Here is a 19,525-nt window from a genome sequence, read left to right as displayed (position 1 = left end):
GAGTGATGACCGAAGCCGAGGCGTTCCGCAAGGCGGCGCTGGCCGTCTCCTGCGCGCTGCGTGACGACGACCAGGTCGGCGCCGGGTACAACCGGGCCCGACAGAAGGCACTCGCGGCAGGCGTACAGGTGATGGAGCTCCACCACCTCGTGAAGCGGGGCGCCAACGGCACCGAACCGAACACGATGGCCGACATCTACGGCTCCGTGTGGATCACCTCGGGCGCCGGGTCGATCGTCCTGCTGTGGGGCGAAGCCGGAGACCCGGTGATCTCCTTCCGGCACCTGAAGCAGCCGATGGACGAAGTCGGCCCGCTCCACCTCGCGCACGACCACACGGCGGGCCGCACGTCCGTCATGCAGTCGACCGACCTTCTGGAGATGGCTCGGATCTCGGGCGCCGAAGGTCTCACCGCCCTCGCCGCGGCCGAAGCGCTCTTCGAGTCCAAGAAGGTCAGCAGGGCGCAGAAGGAGAAGGCGCGGAGGCGGCTGGAGAGGCTCACCGAAGCCGGGAAGCTCACCAGAGTCGAACCCGGATTCCCGGGCGCATCGGCCAGCTACTACTACGTCGATCAGGGCACGAAGTGAAGGCCCCGGGGGGTGCACGCAGGGGTGCACGCACGGTTTTCGGCGTGCACCCCGCACGCACTGCACGACAGGTGCACGCTCGGGAAGTTTCCGCAGGTCACAGGTGCACGCACAGGTGCACGGGGTGCACGCCGCCTAGGTGCACGTTTTCCTCCCCCCCTTTAGGGGGGGAAACCGTGCACCCCCCGCAGACACAAGATCACCCAGCCCCCCACCTTCCCCTTGTTGCTGCCGCCTTTTCGGCCGCGACCACAGACCAGGAGACACCTATGGGACACAGGATCACCGCCATGGCCCCCGTGACGGGTCAGTGGTCCGTCCTCATCACGAAAGACGGCGACTACAGCAGATGTCCGGTTGTGGCCTGGGCCTCGCTCGCCTTCGACATCGTGGTCCCCGGGGACGTGCCGACGGAGACGCAGCCCGTCTTCGTCTACGGCAAGCAGGTCATGACGGAAGCGGAGTTCCGCGCCGTCTACGGCGACGCCAAGTTCGAGGTGGGGCCGGTATGACCAGTCACGTCGACGAACAGGTGGCCGCCCAGATAGCGGCGGCCAAGAACAAGCGGCAGCAGCGGAGGCAGCAGCGGGCCGAGCTGGACGCTGCACGCATCCCCGGACTGGCTTCACGTCACGACGCCAAGATGCGCCGGTGGGCCACGGAGGACGACGAGCCGGGTTTTCCTGGGGTCGCAGAAGAATCCGACGGTGGTGACGCGTGAGCCGGGCCCGCCGCCGGTGTGCGACCTGCGACCGACCGCTCAAGGCCGGCCGCGGTCGGGCGTGTGTCCGTGGCTGTGGCGCCCACCTCTGCCGGGCCGTGCATCAGCCGCCATGCTCCGACGTCCACGGCGGGCAGTGCCCGCACCTCGAACTCCCCGACTACACGGAGGCGTCAGCCGCATGACAACCAATCCCGCCCCCTGGATTGCCGAGGGCAAGCAGCGGCAGCAGCGGCGCAAGCGGCAGCGCCAGACGATCGAGCAGGCCAAGCGAGCCGAGCAGGAGAAGCCCAATGACCGATGACCCGATTCGTGCGGCGCTCAACCGGCAGCGCGAGACACAGCGCGCACGCCACGATCCCGCCTACGTACAGGCCCTGCTCGCCGGCCAGGCACCCACCGCGGTCGCCTACGTCACCGCCCTCGACATGGGCCACCAAGGCGACGCCGCCCTCGCCGCCGCACGGCAGATCGACCAGGCCGCCGCGAACTTCACCCCCGACGACAACCCGCCCGCAGCAGCCTAGGAGCCACTCATGCCCACAACCACGATCAGCGTCGCCACCGCCGAGCAGCAGCTCGCCACCGCCACCGACAAGCTCGACAAGCTCAAGGCGAAGATCCTCGACAAGGGACCCGGCGCCGTCACCGCGCAGGAACTCGCCGACGCCGCCGACGCCGTCGAACACGCCAAGCTCACCATCGAGCACGCCATCAAGACCGCCGAGGACAACGCCACAGCCGAACGCCTCGACCACCTACAGCTGTTGAAGCAGCAGATCCTCGCCGGGGCCGGCGACACCGACACCGCCCTCGACGCCATGCGCCAACTCGAAGACGCCGCCGCACTCCTCATCACCACCTGCGCAGGCCGACAGACCGGCATCAACAAGTGGACCGCAGCCCTGCGTGCCGCCGGCGTCCCGCAGTACGAGCCCCAGGGCAAGAGCCGCACCACAGCCGACGGACGCACCAACACCCCGTACACGCAGCTCACCGACGAGCACGCGGGCATGGGATGGACCGAGGCGAGCATGGGCCGCGGCGACGCCGTGTACGTCGACGACCGACGGATCGCACACATCAGCCCCGGCGTCATCATCGCTGCGGCCCTCGAACGGGCCGCGCGTCAGGCCGGCTACGGCATCCGCCACCTGCAGCCCGTCCTCGACGTCAACGGCGTCGACCAGGCCGCGACCGCCGACCCCGAGGCCTGGCTCCGCGCCAGGTACTGACACAGACCCCTCGCGCCCGGCTAGCCACGGGATCAGGTGCGAGAGATGGCGGCAGCAACTCCAGCTGCGCGGCCGTCAGGGCGCCCGGCGGAGTGGACACCCGGGCGCCCACCAAAACTACAGAGACCCGGACGATCAAGGGGTGGGGGACCCCTCCAAGATCATCCGGGTTTGCTGACCGGGCTCGTTAGCACCTCGCTGTGCATGACCCCTGAAAAGGCCCCATGCGCGCGAGGCTGACCTGCACAAACGTCGAATCGGCCACGGTCGACCGCCACGGAGGGAGGACTGACACGAGATGGTGACAAGTATTTGCCCAGCTCACAGCGCTAAAAGCGTGACACGAGAGTACGATGGATGTATGGCTTCCAAGGTGCTCCGCAGCTGCGCTCAGTGCTCCGGACCGATGCCGATCACGGCCCGTTCGCACGCTGAGACCTGCTCGCCGCGCTGTCGCCAGGCTCGTTCCCGTGCGACTCGGCTTCCCCGTGAACTCACCTCTCGTGACCGGTGGGTGCGGCACACCGCCCGGAAGGTGCCGTTGACGGTGGCGGGCCGTCCGGCGTCGTCGACAGATCCAAGCTGCTGGTCGTCGTACCAGGCCGCGCAGTCCTCGACGGCCGGCGTCGGTGCTGGTTTCGTGCTGGCCGAGGGTGACGGCCTGGTGTGCATCGACCTCGATCATGCTCTCGACGAGCAGGGACGGCCGCGGCCGTGGGCCCGCCGGATTCTCGATGCTCTGCCCGCCACCTACACGGAGATCTCCCGTAGCGGCGAGGGTCTGCACATCTTCGGCACGGCGTTGTCGAGGCCTGGCCGGAAGGTCCGTCGTGCGGATGGAACGGCGGTCGAGTGGTACACCCGCGGCCGGTTCATCGCGGTGACCGGTGACCGTTTCAGCGGGTCTCCTGCGCGTCTGGCTGATCTCGGCGACGTGCTCAACGCCTTGGAAGAAGGGGGTCTGTGATGGCTCATGAGGTACCGGTGGGGCTCGGCGAGTCGGGGGCCCGTCTGTGGTCGTCGGTGGCTGACGCGTTCGAGCTGCGCGTCGACGAGCAGCTGTTGCTGTTGCAGGCGTGCCGGAGCGCGGATCTGCTGGACGCGCTGGCGGTTCAGACCGCGGCCGGCCCGTTGACGGTGGTGAACGCGAAGGGGGATCAGGTGACGGCTCCGTGGATTACGGAGCACCGTCAGCAGTCGCAGAACTTGGCGCGGATGATCGCGAGTCTGCGCCTGCCGGACGAGGAGGATGTGCGGCCGCAGCGTCGCGGAGCTGCTCGTCGTTCCTACGGCATCCGGGGGTCGGTGGCATGAGGCGCCGCGAGCCGGAGGTTCTCAAGGACGACGCCCCGCCCGAGCATCTGCTGCGGCTGGACCCTGAGCGCTACCGGGAGGTGGCCAAGTTGTCACTGAAGGATCATCCGGACGATGGCTGGTGCGCCGCGTTCATGGTGTGGCGGTGCTGGCAGCAGGAGGCGCAGGCGTGGCAGGCCGAGCGGGGCATGGTGTGGGGCATGAAGGGCTGGCAGACGCAGCTCGGCCCTGGCCGGCCGCCGCTTGGGTGGGTGCGTGAGGAGTTCGGGCTGCGCGTGGAAGACGGGAACACGCCTTGCGACTCGGACTGCCGTGTCCACCGGGCCTGGAACACGCACACCCTGCCTGGGTGGATCCGCTGATCAAGGAGCACCGGCCGCAGGTGGCAGCTGGGGTGCCGGTGCAAGGTTGTCTGACTTGTAGATGTCCCGCATACGGGAAGCAACCACGTACTGGGCTTGCCCGACTTCATGCAGCGCCTGTGGTGTGGTCTTGGTCGGCATCGCCCCGACCTCTCCCAGGTGCCGTTGGAGGACCGTGTCGTAGGCCGTCTCGACGATCTCGCGGACGTGGTCGTCAAGGGTGGGGCCCTTCAGGCTGCGCAGTTTCAGGCTGGCTTCATGGAACACGTTGTCGGACCCTGGTGCCTCGTTCCGCTCGGCCTCCAGGTGCGCCGAGTAGGTCGCCATGGCCTTCGCCAGATCGCCTAGCGCAGCGTGTAGGTCGCTGAGGTGGTTGAGCTCGAAGTCTTCGCGGCGGTCGAGGCGCGCTTGTTCTCGCTCGGCGTCACGCGTTGTCTTCTCACGGTTCAGCTGGGCCTTATCGAGCCTGGAATTGTTCCACTGGGTCAGCAGTGCGCCCAGAACGAGCGTCACGGCGGGCAGCGTGGTTGTCACGATCCATTGCGAGTCCACCTGCCGCAGCTTACGACTGCCGCGCTGCACGTTGTGGCAGCAACGGCCGGGACCTGATCCCGTCCGCCCCCAGGAGTTCACGGGGTACGAGGGCGGACGGAAGTTCGTGTCAGCCGTCGGACCGCATGGCCTTGGAGATCATGACGCGGGCCAGGACACGGATCAGCGAAGTGTCCGGCTCGATGAGGTCGACGTGCTCACGATGCGCCCACACGTCCCGCCCCGGGCCGGACATGGACTCCTGGTGCCAGACGAGGACCGCGTCGTCGGGGTCGGGGATCGGCTCGTCGCAGGCCCGGCAGATGTGCGGGCGTGCCGTCATGCCGTGCCGCCGAGGTTGCGGTGGTGGTCGCACAGGGCGACCAGAACGCGCGCCAGGCGCCGGCCGTAGGCGAGCCGCGCGGAGGCCAGGGGGCGGATCTCTCCGCCGGCGTCGAGCTTGCGGCGGGCCTCGCCCAAGCAGGCGTCGGCGAGCGCGCCCGGCAGGGTGGAGGCATGCGAGGCGGCGAGGGGTTCGACCTCGGTCACCATCAGCTCGACGTGCCCGCGCAGCTGCGAGATCAGCAGCGTGACGTCCATGGCGGTGGACGGGGCGGCGAGGGCGAGCGCCCGGTGCGCGGTGGCACGCATGGTCTCGATGTCCGGCGGGTCCTGCTCTGCCGATGCGGGGGCGGTACGTTGCTTCATGTCGACTCCAACCAGTCGGCCACGCCCCCGGGCCCGGCAGCCGCGGGGGCTTCGCATGTCTCCGCAGCGTAGACCTACTTGGTACGTCTTGGTACGTCCTCGGACGGGCTAGGCAGATCTATGCCCGCACTAGTGGTCCTCCTACGGTCGAAGCATGATCCACCTCGATCGGGACGCCATGACACCGCTGTACGTGCAGCTCGCCAACGTGCTGCGCGACCGCATCCGCAGTGGCGAGATCCCCGTCGGGCGACGTCTTCCGTCTCAGGCCGAGCTGGAGGAAGAGACCGGCGGCACCGTCAGCCGGCGGACCATCAAGAGCGCCATCGAGGTACTCGTCGCCGAGGGTCTGGTGCAGGGCGTCCAGGGCAAGGGCGTGTACGTCATCGCCGTCCCCTAACCGACTCCTGAACGCAAAAAGGCCCCCGTCCTCGAGAACCAGGATGGGGGCCTTTGTCATTGACCGCCGATGTATGCCTGGACGGGTGGGTACAGGCCTCGCGGCACGTACCGGGTGATCTCGTCGGGAGCGGCCCACGCGACTGCGCATACCTCGCGCTGGGACGCTGGGTGCGCGGTTCCTGCGAGAATGCGGCACGCCACGTAGGCGATACGTCGGCCGGTGTCGGGGTGTACGCGCTCCCCTAGTTTCTCGACGGCTTCGACAGTCAGCCCGGTCTCTTCCAGCGCCTCCCGCACGGCTGCCCGTTCGGCGGTCTCGCCTTGCTCGACAGTGCCCCCGGGCAGCGCCCACACCAACTCGCCCTCGGGGATGCTGCGGCGGATCAGCAGGAGGCGTCCCTCGTTGACGATGACGGCCATAGCCGCAACTGGAGTCTCGTTCACCACAGCGGTCTACCCGCTCTCTAACCCCACCAATGAGTGATCTTGGGGCGCGCTGCCCCGGGAAGCCTGATGACGTGCCCCGCGCCCCGAAGACTCCTCGCGCCGCCCGCCCGCGATGGCACTACATCCTCACCATCCACTGGACCGATGCCGGCGGAACCGACCGCATGGCCACCGACAGCGGGACGTGCGCACCGCCTCCCGGCTATCTGCGCGAGGACATGTGGGAACTCCTCTACAACCGGCTCGTGAAGGACACTGAAGCCACCCAGGCCTATGTCGTGTTCTTCTCGCTGGAGCGGAACGACCTCTGGCCGACGGGGAGCTGACCCCGGTCCGACCCCCGGTCTCAGGGCGGTCTTGCCCCGGTCCGTACCCGGTCCACAGCTGGTCTCGGACCGGGCATGGACCGCCCTCGGACCGGGGTATGGACCGCCCCCCAGACCGGGGCAAACCATGCTGCTCAGAACCCTGATCAGCCGCCGCTCAGAATGTGAAGGTGCAGGTCACAGCTGCTCAGTTTGCTGATCAGGCACTGCTCAACGCCTGCTCTGAGCAGGGCCTGATCAGGCTTCTGAGCAGACGCGACCTGCGGGTTTGTGGCCCTGATCAGGACTGAGCAGGCGCTGAGCAGTGGCGGCATACCGGGGCAATCGGTACCCCTCGCGTGGTCCTCGGCTACTCCTCGACCGCAGGTCACAGCCCCTCGGGTTGGTCCTCGGTGAAGTCCTCGCCGAAATCCGAGGACCAACCCGAGGGGCAGATCGAGGACTTCTGACCTGCGGTCGAGGGGCGTCGAGGAGTACGCGAGGGGTACGGATAACGTCTGGTATGCCCCGTCTTGCGGGGTGGATAGTGGATCTCCGGGGGTGGATGGAAGCCGGCTGCTATCCACCCGGCAGTCGGGGGACGAGACGGGTCAAAGTGGGTGGACAGCCACCCGGACAGCCGCCCTAAAGATCCTGATACGCCCAGGACTGAGGGGCGGACAAACGATCTTCCGACTCGGACACTGTCCGGACAGTGTCCTACCCCTGTCCGGGGTGCAGAGATCACCTGTCCGGGGGCAAACCGGCACATGTCCAACCGGCCGTCCACCCACTTTGCCCGGTTTGCCACCCGGTTCCTGCCCGGTTTGTACCCGACTATGACCCGTCTAGATCTTGCTCGCCGTCCGCTCGTAGACGGGCCATAACCGGGTCTTAGACGGGCCATAACCGGGTCACCGCCCCCCGGGTACACGCGCGAGGACATGCAAGACATCCTCTACGAACGGATCGTCAGGGAAACGCGCGCTGAAGAAGCCGCCATCCTGTTCTTCTGCCTCGAAGCCAACGAACTGTCGTGACGACGAAGGCCCCCGTACCGTCCCGTGTGGAGTCCGGGGCGGGCCGGGGGCCGTCGCGTTTCCGGGGCCGTGCCCGGTGAGAGTCGGGTACGGATCCGGGGGTGTTGCCGGGAAGCACTCGGGGCGCGTCCTGGCCTTGCGGGAAGCGGGGTGTCGAAGGGTCTCGCCAGTACCGAAACCCTTGGCGGTAAACGGCTCCGCGACCCCGGGGGGAGATCGGTTACGACCTCGGGAAACGGGCCCCGTAGGAGGAGGGTCCGTGCCCCGGAAACGGTCGGGGGTATTTGGTTTGCACGCTGCGGGAACACCCCGCGCAGAGGGCGGAACACTTGAGGAACACGCAGGCAACTTTCCGCCCCGCGCGGGGGTCCTTCATTTGGATCGCACGCTGCAGGGTCGTTGGGATTTCACCTGCGGTTGGAGGCCCCGAAGGGTGGGCACCAGCGCCCACCCTTTTGGGATTCGACGTGCGGCTACACGGCCGTCAGCCGGAGCCGATCGAGGATGTCCTGCGCCTCCATGTCGTCGGCCAGGCCGACCGCGTCCGCGCACCGCCTGGCAGCCTCCGGGGAAGCCTCCGTGTGCCCGCACCCGACGCAGAAGCCGATAGCGTCGCCGCGGATCTCAGCGAACAGGTGCCCGTTCTGGTCGATGCCGCTCACACCCTCACCGCCTTCGGGTACGCGCGGTCGACGGCCCGGTACACGGCGAGCACGATCTCGTGCGTGGGACGGCAGTAGAAGTCGGGCTCCGCCATCTGCGCCATCGCCTCGGCGCCCCGCTGCAACTCCAGCCCGCTCATCTCGATGATCTGGAACTCGGCGAAGTAGCGGATCTCGGCGATCGTCCACTCGTCGGGGTGCCGCTCGGTGCCGAGGGTGCTGTGACCGCCCATCTCGACGGCCGCCGCCAACTGGTCACGGGAGACGACCACCCGGAGGCCGACGATCGTGTGCGCGTCGTCATAGGGGTCGACGAGGCTGTGCTGCTCGGTCATGCCGCGAACCGCCGGCACGTCCGTGAGGCGCTCAAGGCGCTCAAAGGACACGGTCATGACTTCTGCTCCTCGATCGCGGCCATCTGGCCGCGCATCTGCTGCACGGCAGCGGTGAACGTCTTCAGGTCGGCCAGGAGCGCGTCGACCTGCTCCAGGCTGTCGAGTTCGGCGTAGGGGCCCCACAGGTCGGCGTTGTCGACGACGATGGCGGCCGGCTCCTCGTCGAAGTCGGGCCCGGCGGGCAGCATCACGTGCGCCGTCAGGAGCGGCGTCTCCGACTTCTCGTCGATGGTCGGCTTCGCCGAGGAGTCCGGCGGGCCCAACAGGACCGTCTGACCCCGGTGGATGAAGTTGCCGAACCCGTCCGGGTTGTGCTCGCCGTCGCACCAATCCGGGCACCCGCGCACGGCGGGGGCACTTGCGGTACGACCTGCGGTCTTCGTGGCCATCACGCGGCCCCTTCCAGGATCCGGTCCAGCAGCTTGGAGAACAGGCGGGCGCCGTACCGGTCGTCGGTCGCACGGGCCGCGATGAGACGGTCGACGACCCGCTCGACCGGCGGCAGCGGGGCCGGACGGTAGGAGCGCAACGCGGCGTTCTCCGTCGGGCGGGAGATGGTCGAGGTACTCACGACTCGCCGCCTTCCAGGAGCTGCAGGCGCTCGATGAGGCCGTGCAGCTCGCTGACGGCGAAGGCGACCATGCCGTCGGCCACCGCGGCGAGACCCTGGGACCCGAGGCTGTGAGACTCGGTGCCGTCCTCGCCGAACTCGACCGCGGCGACAACGGACGTCGTCTCGTGCTCCGAGAACGGCGCCTGGTACAGCGACGCGGACAGCATCCGCACCTCGCCGTGGCACGGGGTCTCGACGACGAGGGCGATCTCCTCGCCCTGGTGCGCGACGTCGGCCCGATAGTCGCCCTCGGGGTGCAGACCGGTGCACCAGAACGGTTCCGTGAACGTCACCGGACCGTGGTCGACGGTCTGCACGGTCACCGTGTCCTCGCCCCGCTCGCGGGCCAGGTGCGCGGCGACGAGCGGGAACTCGGCGGCGAACTCCGGCGCCACGTGCGCAGAACTGTGTACGTTTCCTTCACCCGTGGTGACGAGCGGATACGCGCGGTCCATGGCCCGCTTCAGAGCCTGCATCTGCTCCGGGTACTCGCCGCCCTCGATCTGTCCGGCGACCCTCTCGACGAGCGCCTCCATGTCCCGCCACGAGGCACCGCACAGGTAGGCCTCGACGTCGGAACGGATCTGCTCGACGCTCATGGCGTCCGGGTCGGCGCCCGTGTTCGTCGTCGCGTAGCCGTCCGCCAGAGCCGCGAACAGCTCGAAGCGGCCCAGGCGGTAGGCGACGTTCACCACGACATACGGCTCGGACTGGTCGTCGTGCGCGTTCTGCACACCCGACGGCCCGAACACCGGAGGCTCGCCCCCGCCGCGCTCGGCGGCGAGGAACGCGGCCGTCACCGGGAAGTGCCGCTCGACGAACTTATGCGCCCTCGCCTGCTCGTCGCTCATGCGGCGCCGCCACGGACGCGGCGCAGTGCCTCGTCGGCCTGGTTGCGGACCGGGACGGGCTTGTCGTCGGGGAGGGCCAGCGCCACGCGCCGGACGTCGGCGGCGAAGGCGACCATCTGGTCGGCCAGGGCGAGCCCGGCGGTGCGGCCGTAGGTCTCGACCTCGCAGTCGAGATCCACCGCCATCTGCGTCTGCGTCTCGTGCGACGCGGGCCACTGCGTCAGGTACACCTCGACGAGCACTCGGGGGCCGTTGCTCGGCGTGAAGGTCATCGCCCGGCGCTCGCCCTCGTGGTTGAGGTCCTCCAGGAAGACGGAGCGCGATTCGATGTGGTCGACGATGCACCAGTCGGGGCACTGAACCCAGGCGATCACGCCGGGGTCCGTCGACCGGCCGATCAGGGCGGGAACGAGCCGGTAACCCGGCTGGGGCACGGACTGCATGGGCGTGCTGATGGCATGATTCTGCACAGCGGTTCTCCTGAGTTAGCAGGGATCCGTCAGGCCCCGGGCTGGTGCTACCGCCAAGTCTCACCGGTTCGGGGCTGCCAACTTTCTTGGCACTCCCAATACTGCACACCTCGCCGCCTGAGTGCAACAAACTTGGCAGTGATTCTTTTGCGGGCCGCCTAGTCACTTGGCAGTTGGCCGTGAGAACATCCAGCACATGACACCAACCGCCCCCCGCCTTGACCAGCGCGAGAGAGACCAATGGCTCCGCAAGCTCGACCGCGCCACCCAGGCGCACGAGAAGACGCGCAAGGCGCTGGACGAGCTGCTCACGGATGCGCGGGACGCCGGCGTGCCACTGACAGCCATCGCGGAGCACACGCCGTACAGCCGGGAATGGGCACGGAAGATCGCGGACGGTGTCGCAGCCGAGCGCACGAAGAGTGACGCCGAGCAGTCCGCAGACGGTCCGCAGTCCACCGAGGTCTAACAGGGCACCATGGGCCCCAATGAGCTACATAACAGCAGGTCAGAGCCCATCGGGGCGAAAGATCGCAGGTAGCTAGATCGCCGTCAGAGTTCGAGCTCTACTTCGACGTGTGATCCAACCGATCGAACCGATCGTCGGGTGCCCCCGTCTCTCTTCGGAGAGGCGGGGGCACCGTCGTACACACACTGTGTTTTCCGGGAGGGGCAACGGGGATGGGACAGCAACAGGACGACGAGGAGCGCGAGTTCGATCTCAAGTGGGCCGACGGGGCCGAGCACAAGGAGCCGTCGGCGCGGGCTCGGATGCTGGCCGCGCGGTGGAAGGAGAATCCGCCGGGGCCGGTGCCGTTCCGGGGTGAGGCCGAGGGGGTGGGGCCTCGGCGGTCGTCCTGGATATCGACGGTGATCGTGCTGGGGAGTGTCGTCGCGGTCATCGTGCTGCTGGGGTGGAGCGGCTTCCGGGCGCCATGAGCGGAGCGCGCTTCCAGGCGCCGTAGCCGAGGGTACTCAGCGGATTCTCAGGGACCTTTTGCTCCGCCTAGGGCCGTTCGGGACCGCTTCATGGGAGAGGGCGGGTGCACACTGGGCGGTGGGACGAGTGCCTGACTGCGGGGTGATGGCAGATGCAGAGCCGCTTCCGGAGCGACCGGCGGTTGACCGTACGTATGGGTCTGACGCTGTTCCTGCTCGGGCTGTTGTACGTGGCGTTCGTGGCCGCGTTGATCGTGTTGCTGAAGTCCTGGGTGCTGGTCGTGGTGCTGGCCGGTGGGCTGCTCGTCGCGCAGTACTGGTTCTCCGACCGGATCGCGCTGTACGCGATGAAGGGGCGGATCGTGGAGCGGGAGGAGTATCCCGAGCTGCACGGTGTGATCGACCGGCTGTGTGCCGTGGCCGACATGCCCAAGCCCGTCGTCGCCGTGTCGGATATTGACATGCCGAACGCCTTCGCCACCGGGCGGAACGCCGACAACGCCGTCATCTGCGTGACCACCGGGCTGCTACGGCGGCTGGAGCCGGCCGAGCTGGAGGGTGTGCTCGCGCACGAGCTGTCGCATGTGGCGCACAAGGACGTGGCCGTGATCACGGTGGCTTCGTTCCTCGGGGTGCTCGCCGGGCTGATGGTGCGGTTCGCGTTCTACTCGCAGATCTTCCGGGGGCGGAAGGACCAGAACACGCTGGCCGTCTTCGCCGGGATCATGGGGATCTCCGCGGCCGTGTACGCGATCAGCTTCCTGCTGATCAGGGCGCTGTCCCGGTACCGGGAGCTGGCGGCGGACCGGGCGGCGGCGCTGCTCACCGGCAAGCCCTCGGCGCTGGCCTCCGCGCTCACCAAGGTCGACGGTGACATCGCCCGTATCCCGACCAAGGACCTGCGGACCGCGCAGGCCTTCAACGCCTTCTACTTCTCGCCGGCGACCGGCACCGAGCCCGGTATCTCCAAGTACTTCTCGACCCACCCGAGCCTGGAGCAGCGGCTCGACCAACTGGGGCGGATCTCCGCCGAGTTGGGTGAGGCGGCGGTGCCCGGTATCGGGAAGGCGGACTGAGGATGGGGTTGCTGGACATCCTGCTCGGCCGTACGAAACCGGTCGCCCCCGATCTCGACCAGCTGTTCGCGCTGCCCTCGGCGGCGGTGACGCTGGAGGCGGCGGCCGGGTTCACGGCGACCGGGCGCGGTGCGGTGTGCTTCGCCACGGTGGAGGGCGGGGCGTTCGAGCAGACGCACCGGGAGGTCCAGGCACTCCTGGACGCGGACGCGGAGCGGACCGGGCCGCCGGTGGAGCTGACCCAGGACAAGTACGGCTACTCGTGGCTGGTCTCGCGTCGGTCGCCCGATCAGCTGTCGGCGCTGGTCAACGATCTGCACGCGGTGAACAGCGCGATGGAGGTCAACGGTTTCGGGCCTCAGTTGTTGTGCTCGCTGGCCGGGTTCGAGGACGACGGGGGGCGGCGGCTCGCGCTCGTCTATCTGTACAAGCGCGGGACGTTCTTCCCGTTCGCGCCGCTGGCCGGTGACGGGCAGCGGCGCGACAGCTCGCTGGAACTGCAGGTCAAGTCGATGCTCGGCAACGACCTGCGGATCGAGCAGGATCTGAGCCGGTGGTTCCCGGTGTGGGGCGCCCCCGGGTTGTGACGGGCGCCCCGGCTCCGGTGACTCACTCACCTCACTCGTCGAACTCGTCTCACTTGCTGCTTCACTTGCTCTTCTCGCGCGCCTGCCGACGGGACTCCAGAGGGCGCTCGCGCTGGTAACGGCGCTCCCACTTGGCCTGCTTGTCACGGCGGTCGCGGTACGCGCGGTAGCTCGACGGCACGGATCCCGAGGAGGAACCTCCGGCCGACGAGGCTCCGCCGCCCGACGAGGACGACGTGGACGACGTGGAGCTCCTGCCGTACTGCAGGTAGAGGAAGAGCACGGCGACGGCGGCCAGCCACCAGACGTGGTTGCCGAAGCCGAAGACGACCAGGACGACTGTCCCGGAGATGACGATGGTGCCCATGACGGGCCTCCGTGGGCGTGGGTGTGGTGTCTGAGCGGTACGAACTCTGTCCCGACAGGGCGCTGGGGGTGGGCGGCCGTCCGTCGGTGGGTTGGGTGCGATAGAGACTAGCGCCGACTCCGCAGGGTGACGCCTCTCCTGCGAGAAGCGGTGGTGACCTGCTCCGCAATGCGTCTCCAGCGTAGGGAGTCGGTCACTCGGTGTGCATCTCCTTTTCCCCAGGTGCGTAAGTGGCATGAGTGAATGGGGAGATGAGCCTGCGGCGGCGCCACGAGCAGGCGGTCTCCGTGATCGACGCGTGTGCGCCCGGGGCCGGTTCGCTGATCCTGGTCGGGTTCAGCATGAGCGGCGGAGGCCTGGGAGGTCCGATTCGGGGACGGGGACGGCCTGTTCAGCGAGATCATCCGCGGGCGGGACAGTTGGCGGGCGGCGCCCGCGCTCGATGTGCTGCGGTCGTACGGGGGCCGGGCGGTGCTGGTGGTGCCGGGCACGGACGCGGTGATTCCGCCGGCCGTGACCGAGGCCGTGGAGGAGGCGCTGTCGGCTCGGGCGACGTACACGCGGTTCGAACTCCCGGATGCCACGCACACGTTGGGGCTCTGGTTCAGGGAACACGCCCGGGCGCGGCGGGAGTTCGTGGGTGCCGTGCTGGGATCAGATGCCCGGTGAGGCCGTGACCACGCCCGCCGCGACGGCCGCGCCCAGCGTCGCGTGGTCGGTGGTGGTCTGGGTGGCGTAGGCCGAGGCGAAGTCGGCCACGGCGTGTTCGAAGGTGTCGGTGCCGCCCAGGTAGGCGGCGATGGCGACACGGTCGCCGGAGCGGGCGTGGGCGCGGGCCAGGGCGGTGCCGCACAGGCGGGCGTAGGCGAGGAGTTCGGCCGGGCTCATGCCGGCGACGTCCGCGGAGCCCTTCATGTCGCGCAGCTGGCGCCAGTAGAAGGCGCGGCCCTGCGGTCCGGTCATCCAGCCGAGGAAGATGTCGCTGGCGGCCTGGAGCAGGCGCTGGCCCGCTACGACACGGTGGCCGGGGTGGACGTACGGTCCGTTCGGCAGATGCTCCTCCAGTACGGACTTCCGCGCCTCCTTGATCTGCAGGAACAGCGGGTCGTCCTGGTCGCGGCCGGCGAGCAGCACGATGAAGCAGCGGGTGCCGACGCTGCCGACGCCGACCACCTTGCGGGCGGCGTCGACGAAGCGGTAGCGGTCCAGGAGCAGGCGGCGTTCCTCGGACAGGGTGGAGCGGTAGTCGCTGAAGATCTTGCGTACGGCAGCCATGTCCGAGGCGCCGGCCGGTTCCAGGAGGGGCGGGTCCTGGACGATACGGCGGCGGCCGTCGACGGTCTCGGTGAGCTTGCCCACGGCGTGCAGGCTGGTGCGGCGGCGGGCGCGGGTGAGGCTGGACTCGACCCGGCGGCGGTGGCGGGCGGAGCGGACCAGAGGCAGCAGGCTGTCGGCGTCGATCCGGTCGTACCAGACGGCGAGCTCGCCCTTGCGGGCCAGGGCGCGCAGGGCCTTGCGGTACGCGGCGGTCGCCTCCAGTGCGGCGCGGTGGGCCTTGGTGTCGCCGTGGCCGTTCTCGCGGGCGGCGACGGCCACGCTGGCGGCGAGGCGTTTGACGTCCCATTCGAAGGGGCCCGGGAACGTCTCGTCGAAGTCGTTGAGGTCGAAGAGCAGGGCGCGTTCCGGAGAGGCGTACAGACCGAAGTTGAGGAGGTGCGCGTCGCCGCACAGCTGCACGGTGAGCCCGGTGTGCGGCTGGGAGGCGAGGTCGGCGGCCATCACGGCGGCCGAGCCGCGCAGGAAGGCGAAGGGGGAGGCGGCCATGCGGCCGTAGCGGATCGGGAGGAGTTCCGGGAGGCGGTCGCGGCCCTGGCGTTCCAGTACGGCGACGGGGTCGGGGCGGTCCACGGAGGGGATCCAGCCGGCGTGCGCGGAACGGGGAACGCGTTTGCGTGCCGCGCGGCCCCGGTCCGCTCGGTCGGCCGGTGTGGTCATGTGCCGTGTCTTTGTCTCTGCATGCCGCCGCCTCCTGGAATGCCGCCGCCTGTTGCTACGCAGTGAAAGCGGGGGGTGAGCCGAGCGCATGTCGAGAGCGGCGACCGGGTGAACCCACCGTTTTGTTCGCCCACCCACCCACCCGTTTACTGTCGGTCGAGAAGTCACCCCTTCGAGCGGAGGCCCGGATGAGCAGCACCCCGCGCCACATCACCCCGGACGAACGCCGTGCCCGTCTCGCCCTCCGCCACCGCCTGGCGGGAACGACCCGGGCGACACGCCCTGAAGAAGTCGCCGACTCCCTCGTCGCCCTGCACGGCACGGACCCGGCGACGGTGTACCTGACCGTGGGCGCACGCCTCGCCGAGCCGGCCGGCACCGTGGCGGAGACCGCCCGCGCCCTGTACGAGGACCGCACCCTCCTCCGTATGCACGGCATGCGCCACACGGTGTTCGTGTTCCCCGCCGACCTGACCGCCGTCGTGCACGCCTCGACCGGACTCGCCGTGGCCGCACGTGAACGGGCCTCCCTGGTCAAGGACATGGCGAAGGCGGGGGCCCCGGACGCGGTCTGGCTGAAGGAGGTCGAGGAGGCGGCGCTCGCCGCGCTGGCCCTGCGTGGGCAGGCGACGGCGGCCGAACTCGCCGAGGACGAACCGAGGTTGAGGGAACAGTGGGTGTATGCGGCCGGGAAGAACTACGAGGGCGTCCACACCCTCTCGACCCGGCTGCTGAGGGTGCTGGGGGTCGAGGGGAAGGTCGTACGGGGCCGTCCACTCGGCGGCTGGACGTCGAACCAGCTGCGCTGGGCGGTGGCGCCGGAACATCTCGAACTGGACGTCGCCGAGGCCCAGTCGGCCCTGTTGCGGCGCTGGCTCACGGCCTGCGGCCCGGCCACCGAGGCCGATCTGAAGTGGTGGACGGGGTGGCGGGTGACGGAGGTCCGCCGGGCGCTGGCGGCGATCGGCGCCGAACCGGTGTCCCTGGACGAGGGCACGGGGTATGTCGCCGCCGGAGACCTCGCTCCACTCGCCGGCCCCGCCGAACCGTGGGCGGCCCTGTTGCCGGCACTGGATCCAACGGCGATGGGCTGGCAGCAACGGGACTGGTATCTGGCACCGGAGTTGCGCCCCGCGTTGTTCGACGGGAGCGGCAATGTGGGGCCGACGGTGTGGTGGAACGGGCGGGTGGTGGGGGGTTGGGCACAGCGGCCGGACGGGGAGATCGTGTGGCGCGTGCTCGACCGGACGGACGTCGGCCGGGAAGCGGAGGCGGCGATCGGGGAGGCGGCGGAGCGGTTGCGGGGGTGGGTGGGGGCGACACGGGTGACACCGCGGTTCCGGACGCCGGTGGAACGGGAGTTGTCGGTGTAGGGGTGCCGATATCGGGGGCCGGAACCATCAGCCGTCCGGCGTTCTCGGCACCGACCGGCACCATTCAGCCCGTCCGGCGCTTGAGGACGAGGCCGTTCAGGCCGAAGCGGGGGTCTGGGGGCGGCAGCCCCCAGGGACCCTCGCACCAGCGCCGGGCGCCGAAAAGACACACGGCACCCGGCGCCACGGCTCAGCGCGAGTACCGCATCAGTGCCCGCACCATGTGACACGTCGTGTCCGACGGGGCGTGGACGCCGATCAGTTCGGCGGTGCTGCGGATCGTCTCGTTGCGGGCCTGGTTCGGGACGTACACGCCCGAGTCGAGCAGGGCGATGGCCAGCCGCATCGCCTTGAGGCGGCGGTTGTGCGTGACGTACCAGTCCCGCGGGCGTCCGGGCGGCAACGGCCGCTTCGCCACGGGCACGTAGGGCAGGTCGAGTTGGACGGAACGCTTCGCGGTGGACTGGGTCGGCAGCGGCTTCGGCTTCAGTGCGGCAGCGGGCACGGACATCCTCCTGTCGCGGTCAGGGCGCCGTCCGGACCCCCCGGCGACACCCTCGAACACTGCTTCTATTCTACTGCCCACCACTGACAAACGCCCTGGCCACAACGGCTGTTGAGGGTGCTGTGACGCAGGTGGAAGACGGGTTTTCGCGTACCGTGAGCCGCATGGAGATCTGGATCAACCCGGCCTGTTCCAAGTGCCGCAGCGCCGTGAGTCTGCTCGATGCCGAGGGCGCCGAGTACACCGTCCGCCGCTATCTGGAGGACGTGCCGAGCGAGGCCGAGATCAGGGACGTACTGGAGCGGCTCGGGCTCGAACCGTGGGACATCACCCGCACCCAGGAGGCCGTGGCGAAGGAGCTGGGGCTCAAGGAGTGGGCACGGGACGCGAGTTCGCGGGGGCGGTGGGTGACGGCGCTGGCCGGGCATCCCAAGCTGATCCAGCGGCCGATCATCACCGCGGACGACGGCACGGCGGTGGTCGCCCGCAGTGACGAGGCCGTACGGGAGGCGCTGTCCCGGTAGCGGGGGTGCGGCGACTGATCCACAACTCCTGTGTGGCATACGTCACTTCAGTGACTTCTGTGTCGGGTGAGTTACATCGTTCGGCATCCCGTACATAGCGGCGTACGGTCCCCTACCCCACAGGAGACGCGCATGTCGCGCAGGAGAACTGCCAGCACGAAGAAGAAGCTGGCGCTGCTGGTCACCGCCGCCGCGGTCGCCGGAGGCGGGGCCTTCGCTCTGGCCACGACGTCGAACGCTTCGCAGACGAACACGCAGAACGCGAAGACGCTGTCCGCCACGAACTCGACGGTCTGCCAGGGTCTCGCCACCGCCCTCGGCAACAACCAGAGCTTCATCGCCGGCCAGAAGGCCAGTCCCGACGCGCAGTCGGCGGCGCGGATCGCCAACCGCGAGGCGGTCATCGCGCAGATCAAGGTGCAGCAGAAGGCGTCCGGTTGCACGGTTGGGGAGTCGGCTCAGGGCTCCCAGACCACGACGCAGCCCGCGCAGTCGGCGCCCGCGGCCACGGCCACCTCCAAGGCGACCCCGCCTGCGGGCAACACCGGCGGCGGAGCCGCTGCCGCCGGCAGCCAGGTGTGCAACGGCTCGACCGTCACGCTCTCCGGCGAGGCCGGTGCGCCCGCCGCGTCCAGCAACCAGTTCCCGGCAGGGACGACGCTGAAGGTCACCAACCTGGACAACAACAAGTCCACGACGGTGAAGGTGACTTCGGTCTCCGGCAGCTGTGTCCTGCTGAACAACGCTGCTTTCGAACAGGTCCGTGAGCCCGGCAAGTTCCTCATCCGCCGTGCTCTGATCCAGAAGGTGGGGTGACGCTCAGGGTCCGAGAAAACCGGTGAGGTGACGGCCCAGTCGCTCAGGCGCGGCATGCGGCAGTGCGATGGGGGTCCCCCCGCTCGAACGAAGCTGAGAGTGGGGGAGCGAGACGTCCGGGAGGATGTCCGTCTCGACGCGCGGCAGCAGCTCGCCCGCCCGGGTCGCCACCAGGTGCGTGTCATAGGTCCTGTTGCTTCCGGCCAGAAGCAGCAGGACCGACGCGTTCAGCCCGCGCAGCGCGTCCGGCGCCGGGCGGGGACCGGTCACCGGTTTCACGGACGGGAACCCCACGCCCGCCTCCTGGAGGCGGAGCCAGTCGGGGTCCAGCGGTACTCCCCCGGTCCCCCACTCCAGGAACGCGCGGACGCGGCGCGCGGTGGGCCGTAGCAGCATCGGCAGCGCGTGCAGCAGATACGCCGTCTCGAACCCGGCGAAGCACTGGGTCGGGTCGAGGAGGAACAGACGGCGTGTCCGGTCGGGCGCGTGCAGTGCGTAGTGCAGGGCGATCCAGCCGCCGTAGGAATGACCGCCGAGTTCGGCGGCCGGTGTCGCCGTTTTCGGTCCCAGCCCGTCGAGGAGTGCGTCCAGCCAGGTCATCAGGTCGGCCACCGTGCGCGGTCGCCGGCCGGCCACCGGGACGCTGCGGCCGGGGAAGCCGATCAGGTCGACGGCGTGGACGCGGTGGCCGGCCCGGGCG

33 protein-coding genes are annotated in these 19,525 nt (G+C 69.2%); 19 read left to right on the top strand and 14 right to left on the bottom strand.

Going from position 1 to position 19,525, the window contains the following annotated elements; translation table 11 throughout:
- The first annotated feature begins 5 nt into the window (after nt 1-5).
- From R6V09_RS12445 to R6V09_RS12405, 9 genes are all read left to right on the top strand, one after another.
- On the top strand, nt 6-587 hold the full coding sequence (locus tag R6V09_RS12445) for a hypothetical protein (protein ID WP_317881460.1): 582 nt from the start codon (nt 6-8) through the stop codon (nt 585-587).
- Between the two features lie 269 nt (nt 588-856).
- The gene (locus tag R6V09_RS12440; protein WP_317881459.1) at nt 857-1,099 is read left to right on the top strand and encodes a hypothetical protein; all 243 of its coding nucleotides are present in this window, start codon (nt 857-859) and stop codon (nt 1,097-1,099) included.
- Entirely contained in the window at nt 1,096-1,308 is a 213-nt protein-coding gene (locus tag R6V09_RS12435) for a hypothetical protein (protein ID WP_317881458.1), read from the top strand. The genes R6V09_RS12440 and R6V09_RS12435 overlap by 4 nt, the downstream gene beginning before the upstream one ends.
- A 181-nt stretch (nt 1,309-1,489) precedes the next feature.
- Nucleotides 1,490-1,612 (top strand): hypothetical protein, encoded by a 123-nt coding sequence (locus tag R6V09_RS12430; protein WP_317881457.1) that lies wholly within the window; start codon nt 1,490-1,492, stop codon nt 1,610-1,612.
- The gene (locus tag R6V09_RS12425) at nt 1,602-1,835 is read left to right on the top strand and encodes a hypothetical protein (RefSeq protein WP_317881456.1); all 234 of its coding nucleotides are present in this window, start codon (nt 1,602-1,604) and stop codon (nt 1,833-1,835) included. The genes R6V09_RS12430 and R6V09_RS12425 overlap by 11 nt, the downstream gene beginning before the upstream one ends.
- Before the next feature lie 9 nt (nt 1,836-1,844).
- Complete coding sequence (locus R6V09_RS12420; RefSeq protein WP_317881455.1) at nt 1,845-2,543, top strand: hypothetical protein; 699 nt, start codon at nt 1,845-1,847, stop codon at nt 2,541-2,543.
- A gap of 547 nt (nt 2,544-3,090) precedes the next feature.
- On the top strand, nt 3,091-3,510 hold the full coding sequence (locus R6V09_RS12415) for a bifunctional DNA primase/polymerase (protein ID WP_317881468.1): 420 nt from the start codon (nt 3,091-3,093) through the stop codon (nt 3,508-3,510).
- On the top strand, nt 3,510-3,857 hold the full coding sequence (locus R6V09_RS12410; RefSeq protein WP_317881454.1) for a hypothetical protein: 348 nt from the start codon (nt 3,510-3,512) through the stop codon (nt 3,855-3,857). The genes R6V09_RS12415 and R6V09_RS12410 overlap by 1 nt, the downstream gene beginning before the upstream one ends.
- On the top strand, nt 3,854-4,219 hold the full coding sequence (locus tag R6V09_RS12405; protein ID WP_317881453.1) for a hypothetical protein: 366 nt from the start codon (nt 3,854-3,856) through the stop codon (nt 4,217-4,219). The genes R6V09_RS12410 and R6V09_RS12405 overlap by 4 nt, the downstream gene beginning before the upstream one ends.
- Here R6V09_RS12405 and R6V09_RS12400 read toward each other — a convergent pair whose 3' ends face one another.
- From R6V09_RS12400 to R6V09_RS12390, 3 genes are all read right to left on the bottom strand, one after another.
- Nucleotides 4,220-4,771 carry a hypothetical protein gene (locus R6V09_RS12400; RefSeq protein WP_317881452.1) on the bottom strand — a complete coding sequence of 184 codons (552 nt, stop codon included), beginning with the start codon at nt 4,769-4,771 and terminating at the stop codon, nt 4,220-4,222.
- 109 nt (nt 4,772-4,880) lie between these two features.
- On the bottom strand, nt 4,881-5,093 hold the full coding sequence (locus tag R6V09_RS12395; protein WP_317881451.1) for a hypothetical protein: 213 nt from the start codon (nt 5,091-5,093) through the stop codon (nt 4,881-4,883).
- The gene (locus R6V09_RS12390; RefSeq protein ID WP_317881450.1) at nt 5,090-5,458 is read right to left on the bottom strand and encodes a DUF6415 family natural product biosynthesis protein; all 369 of its coding nucleotides are present in this window, start codon (nt 5,456-5,458) and stop codon (nt 5,090-5,092) included. Before R6V09_RS12390 ends, R6V09_RS12395 begins: the two co-directional genes overlap by 4 nt.
- Before the next feature lie 154 nt (nt 5,459-5,612).
- Here R6V09_RS12390 and R6V09_RS12385 point away from each other — a divergent pair, with 154 nt between their 5' ends.
- On the top strand, nt 5,613-5,858 hold the full coding sequence (locus tag R6V09_RS12385) for a GntR family transcriptional regulator (RefSeq protein WP_317881449.1): 246 nt from the start codon (nt 5,613-5,615) through the stop codon (nt 5,856-5,858).
- A 56-nt stretch (nt 5,859-5,914) separates the two neighbouring features.
- Here the strand turns inward: R6V09_RS12385 and R6V09_RS12380 are convergent, their stop codons facing one another.
- Nucleotides 5,915-6,280 carry an NUDIX hydrolase gene (locus R6V09_RS12380; protein WP_317881448.1) on the bottom strand — a complete coding sequence of 122 codons (366 nt, stop codon included), beginning with the start codon at nt 6,278-6,280 and terminating at the stop codon, nt 5,915-5,917.
- Between the two features lie 98 nt (nt 6,281-6,378).
- Between R6V09_RS12380 and R6V09_RS12375 the strand changes: the two genes are divergently transcribed.
- On the top strand, nt 6,379-6,633 hold the full coding sequence (locus R6V09_RS12375) for a hypothetical protein (protein ID WP_317881447.1): 255 nt from the start codon (nt 6,379-6,381) through the stop codon (nt 6,631-6,633).
- Between the two features lie 1,492 nt (nt 6,634-8,125).
- Here R6V09_RS12375 and R6V09_RS12370 read toward each other — a convergent pair.
- Genes R6V09_RS12370 through R6V09_RS12345 form a run of 6 tightly spaced genes read right to left on the bottom strand, consistent with a single transcriptional unit; the run spans nt 8,126 to nt 10,643 of the window.
- Nucleotides 8,126-8,314, bottom strand: a complete 189-nt coding sequence (locus tag R6V09_RS12370; protein WP_317881446.1) for a hypothetical protein — start codon at nt 8,312-8,314, stop codon at nt 8,126-8,128.
- Entirely contained in the window at nt 8,311-8,706 is a 396-nt protein-coding gene (locus R6V09_RS12365) for a hypothetical protein (protein ID WP_317881445.1), read from the bottom strand. The genes R6V09_RS12370 and R6V09_RS12365 overlap by 4 nt, the downstream gene beginning before the upstream one ends.
- Nucleotides 8,703-9,098 carry a DUF6907 domain-containing protein gene (locus tag R6V09_RS12360; RefSeq protein ID WP_317881444.1) on the bottom strand — a complete coding sequence of 132 codons (396 nt, stop codon included), beginning with the start codon at nt 9,096-9,098 and terminating at the stop codon, nt 8,703-8,705. The genes R6V09_RS12365 and R6V09_RS12360 overlap by 4 nt, the downstream gene beginning before the upstream one ends.
- Nucleotides 9,098-9,280, bottom strand: a complete 183-nt coding sequence (locus tag R6V09_RS12355; protein ID WP_317881443.1) for a hypothetical protein — start codon at nt 9,278-9,280, stop codon at nt 9,098-9,100. The genes R6V09_RS12360 and R6V09_RS12355 overlap by 1 nt, the downstream gene beginning before the upstream one ends.
- Nucleotides 9,277-10,173, bottom strand: a complete 897-nt coding sequence (locus R6V09_RS12350; protein WP_317881442.1) for a DUF6907 domain-containing protein — start codon at nt 10,171-10,173, stop codon at nt 9,277-9,279. The genes R6V09_RS12355 and R6V09_RS12350 overlap by 4 nt, the downstream gene beginning before the upstream one ends.
- Nucleotides 10,170-10,643 carry a DUF6907 domain-containing protein gene (locus tag R6V09_RS12345; protein WP_317881441.1) on the bottom strand — a complete coding sequence of 158 codons (474 nt, stop codon included), beginning with the start codon at nt 10,641-10,643 and terminating at the stop codon, nt 10,170-10,172. The genes R6V09_RS12350 and R6V09_RS12345 overlap by 4 nt, the downstream gene beginning before the upstream one ends.
- Before the next feature lie 196 nt (nt 10,644-10,839).
- On the opposite strand from R6V09_RS12345, the gene R6V09_RS12340 reads away from it, so the two are divergent.
- The 4 genes from R6V09_RS12340 (at nt 10,840) to pspAB (ending at nt 13,245) form a co-directional block, all read left to right on the top strand.
- On the top strand, nt 10,840-11,112 hold the full coding sequence (locus R6V09_RS12340) for a hypothetical protein (RefSeq protein WP_317881440.1): 273 nt from the start codon (nt 10,840-10,842) through the stop codon (nt 11,110-11,112).
- A 212-nt stretch (nt 11,113-11,324) separates the two neighbouring features.
- Nucleotides 11,325-11,582: an SCO2583/SCO2584 N-terminal domain-containing protein gene (locus R6V09_RS12335; protein WP_317881439.1), complete on the top strand. Its 258-nt coding sequence runs from the start codon at nt 11,325-11,327 to the stop codon at nt 11,580-11,582.
- Nucleotides 11,583-11,734: 152 nt separating this feature from the next.
- Nucleotides 11,735-12,658 (top strand): zinc metalloprotease HtpX, encoded by a 924-nt coding sequence (gene htpX / locus R6V09_RS12330; RefSeq protein WP_317881438.1) that lies wholly within the window; start codon nt 11,735-11,737, stop codon nt 12,656-12,658.
- A 2-nt stretch (nt 12,659-12,660) separates the two neighbouring features.
- A complete protein-coding gene (gene pspAB, locus R6V09_RS12325; protein WP_317881437.1) occupies nt 12,661-13,245 on the top strand; it encodes a PspA-associated protein PspAB in 585 nt (194 codons plus the stop codon).
- Between the two features lie 61 nt (nt 13,246-13,306).
- On the opposite strand, the gene R6V09_RS12320 is transcribed toward pspAB, so the two are convergent.
- Nucleotides 13,307-13,612, bottom strand: a complete 306-nt coding sequence (locus R6V09_RS12320) for a hypothetical protein (RefSeq protein ID WP_317881436.1) — start codon at nt 13,610-13,612, stop codon at nt 13,307-13,309.
- A gap of 471 nt (nt 13,613-14,083) precedes the next feature.
- Here R6V09_RS12320 and R6V09_RS12315 point away from each other — a divergent pair, with 471 nt between their 5' ends.
- Entirely contained in the window at nt 14,084-14,281 is a 198-nt protein-coding gene (locus tag R6V09_RS12315) for a hypothetical protein (RefSeq protein ID WP_317881435.1), read from the top strand.
- Here R6V09_RS12315 and R6V09_RS12310 read toward each other — a convergent pair.
- Complete coding sequence (locus R6V09_RS12310; protein ID WP_317881434.1) at nt 14,267-15,607, bottom strand: DUF2252 domain-containing protein; 1,341 nt, start codon at nt 15,605-15,607, stop codon at nt 14,267-14,269. The genes R6V09_RS12315 and R6V09_RS12310 overlap by 15 nt on opposite strands.
- Nucleotides 15,608-15,795: 188 nt before the next feature.
- On the opposite strand from R6V09_RS12310, the gene R6V09_RS12305 reads away from it, so the two are divergent.
- Nucleotides 15,796-16,980 carry a winged helix DNA-binding domain-containing protein gene (locus R6V09_RS12305; protein ID WP_317881433.1) on the top strand — a complete coding sequence of 395 codons (1,185 nt, stop codon included), beginning with the start codon at nt 15,796-15,798 and terminating at the stop codon, nt 16,978-16,980.
- Nucleotides 16,981-17,170: 190 nt separating this feature from the next.
- Here the strand turns inward: R6V09_RS12305 and R6V09_RS12300 are convergent, their stop codons facing one another.
- Nucleotides 17,171-17,485: a hypothetical protein gene (locus R6V09_RS12300; protein ID WP_262063005.1), complete on the bottom strand. Its 315-nt coding sequence runs from the start codon at nt 17,483-17,485 to the stop codon at nt 17,171-17,173.
- A gap of 164 nt (nt 17,486-17,649) precedes the next feature.
- Here R6V09_RS12300 and R6V09_RS12295 point away from each other — a divergent pair, with 164 nt between their 5' ends.
- Together R6V09_RS12295 and R6V09_RS12290 are read left to right on the top strand one after the other, a co-directional pair.
- Nucleotides 17,650-18,009 (top strand): arsenate reductase family protein, encoded by a 360-nt coding sequence (locus R6V09_RS12295; protein WP_317881432.1) that lies wholly within the window; start codon nt 17,650-17,652, stop codon nt 18,007-18,009.
- A 132-nt stretch (nt 18,010-18,141) separates the two neighbouring features.
- Nucleotides 18,142-18,825, top strand: a complete 684-nt coding sequence (locus R6V09_RS12290) for a hypothetical protein (protein WP_317881431.1) — start codon at nt 18,142-18,144, stop codon at nt 18,823-18,825.
- 3 nt (nt 18,826-18,828) lie between these two features.
- Here R6V09_RS12290 and R6V09_RS12285 read toward each other — a convergent pair.
- Nucleotides 18,829-19,525 (bottom strand): alpha/beta fold hydrolase (locus R6V09_RS12285; RefSeq protein WP_317881430.1); only part of this gene is annotated, 697 nt, incomplete at its 5' end.

The organism is Streptomyces sp. W16 (assembly GCF_033194735.1).
Lineage (GTDB): Bacteria > Actinomycetota > Actinomycetes > Streptomycetales > Streptomycetaceae > Streptomyces.
The sequence above is the reverse complement of the archived record's forward strand: the minus strand, read 5'-3'. Positions and strand labels throughout refer to the sequence as shown.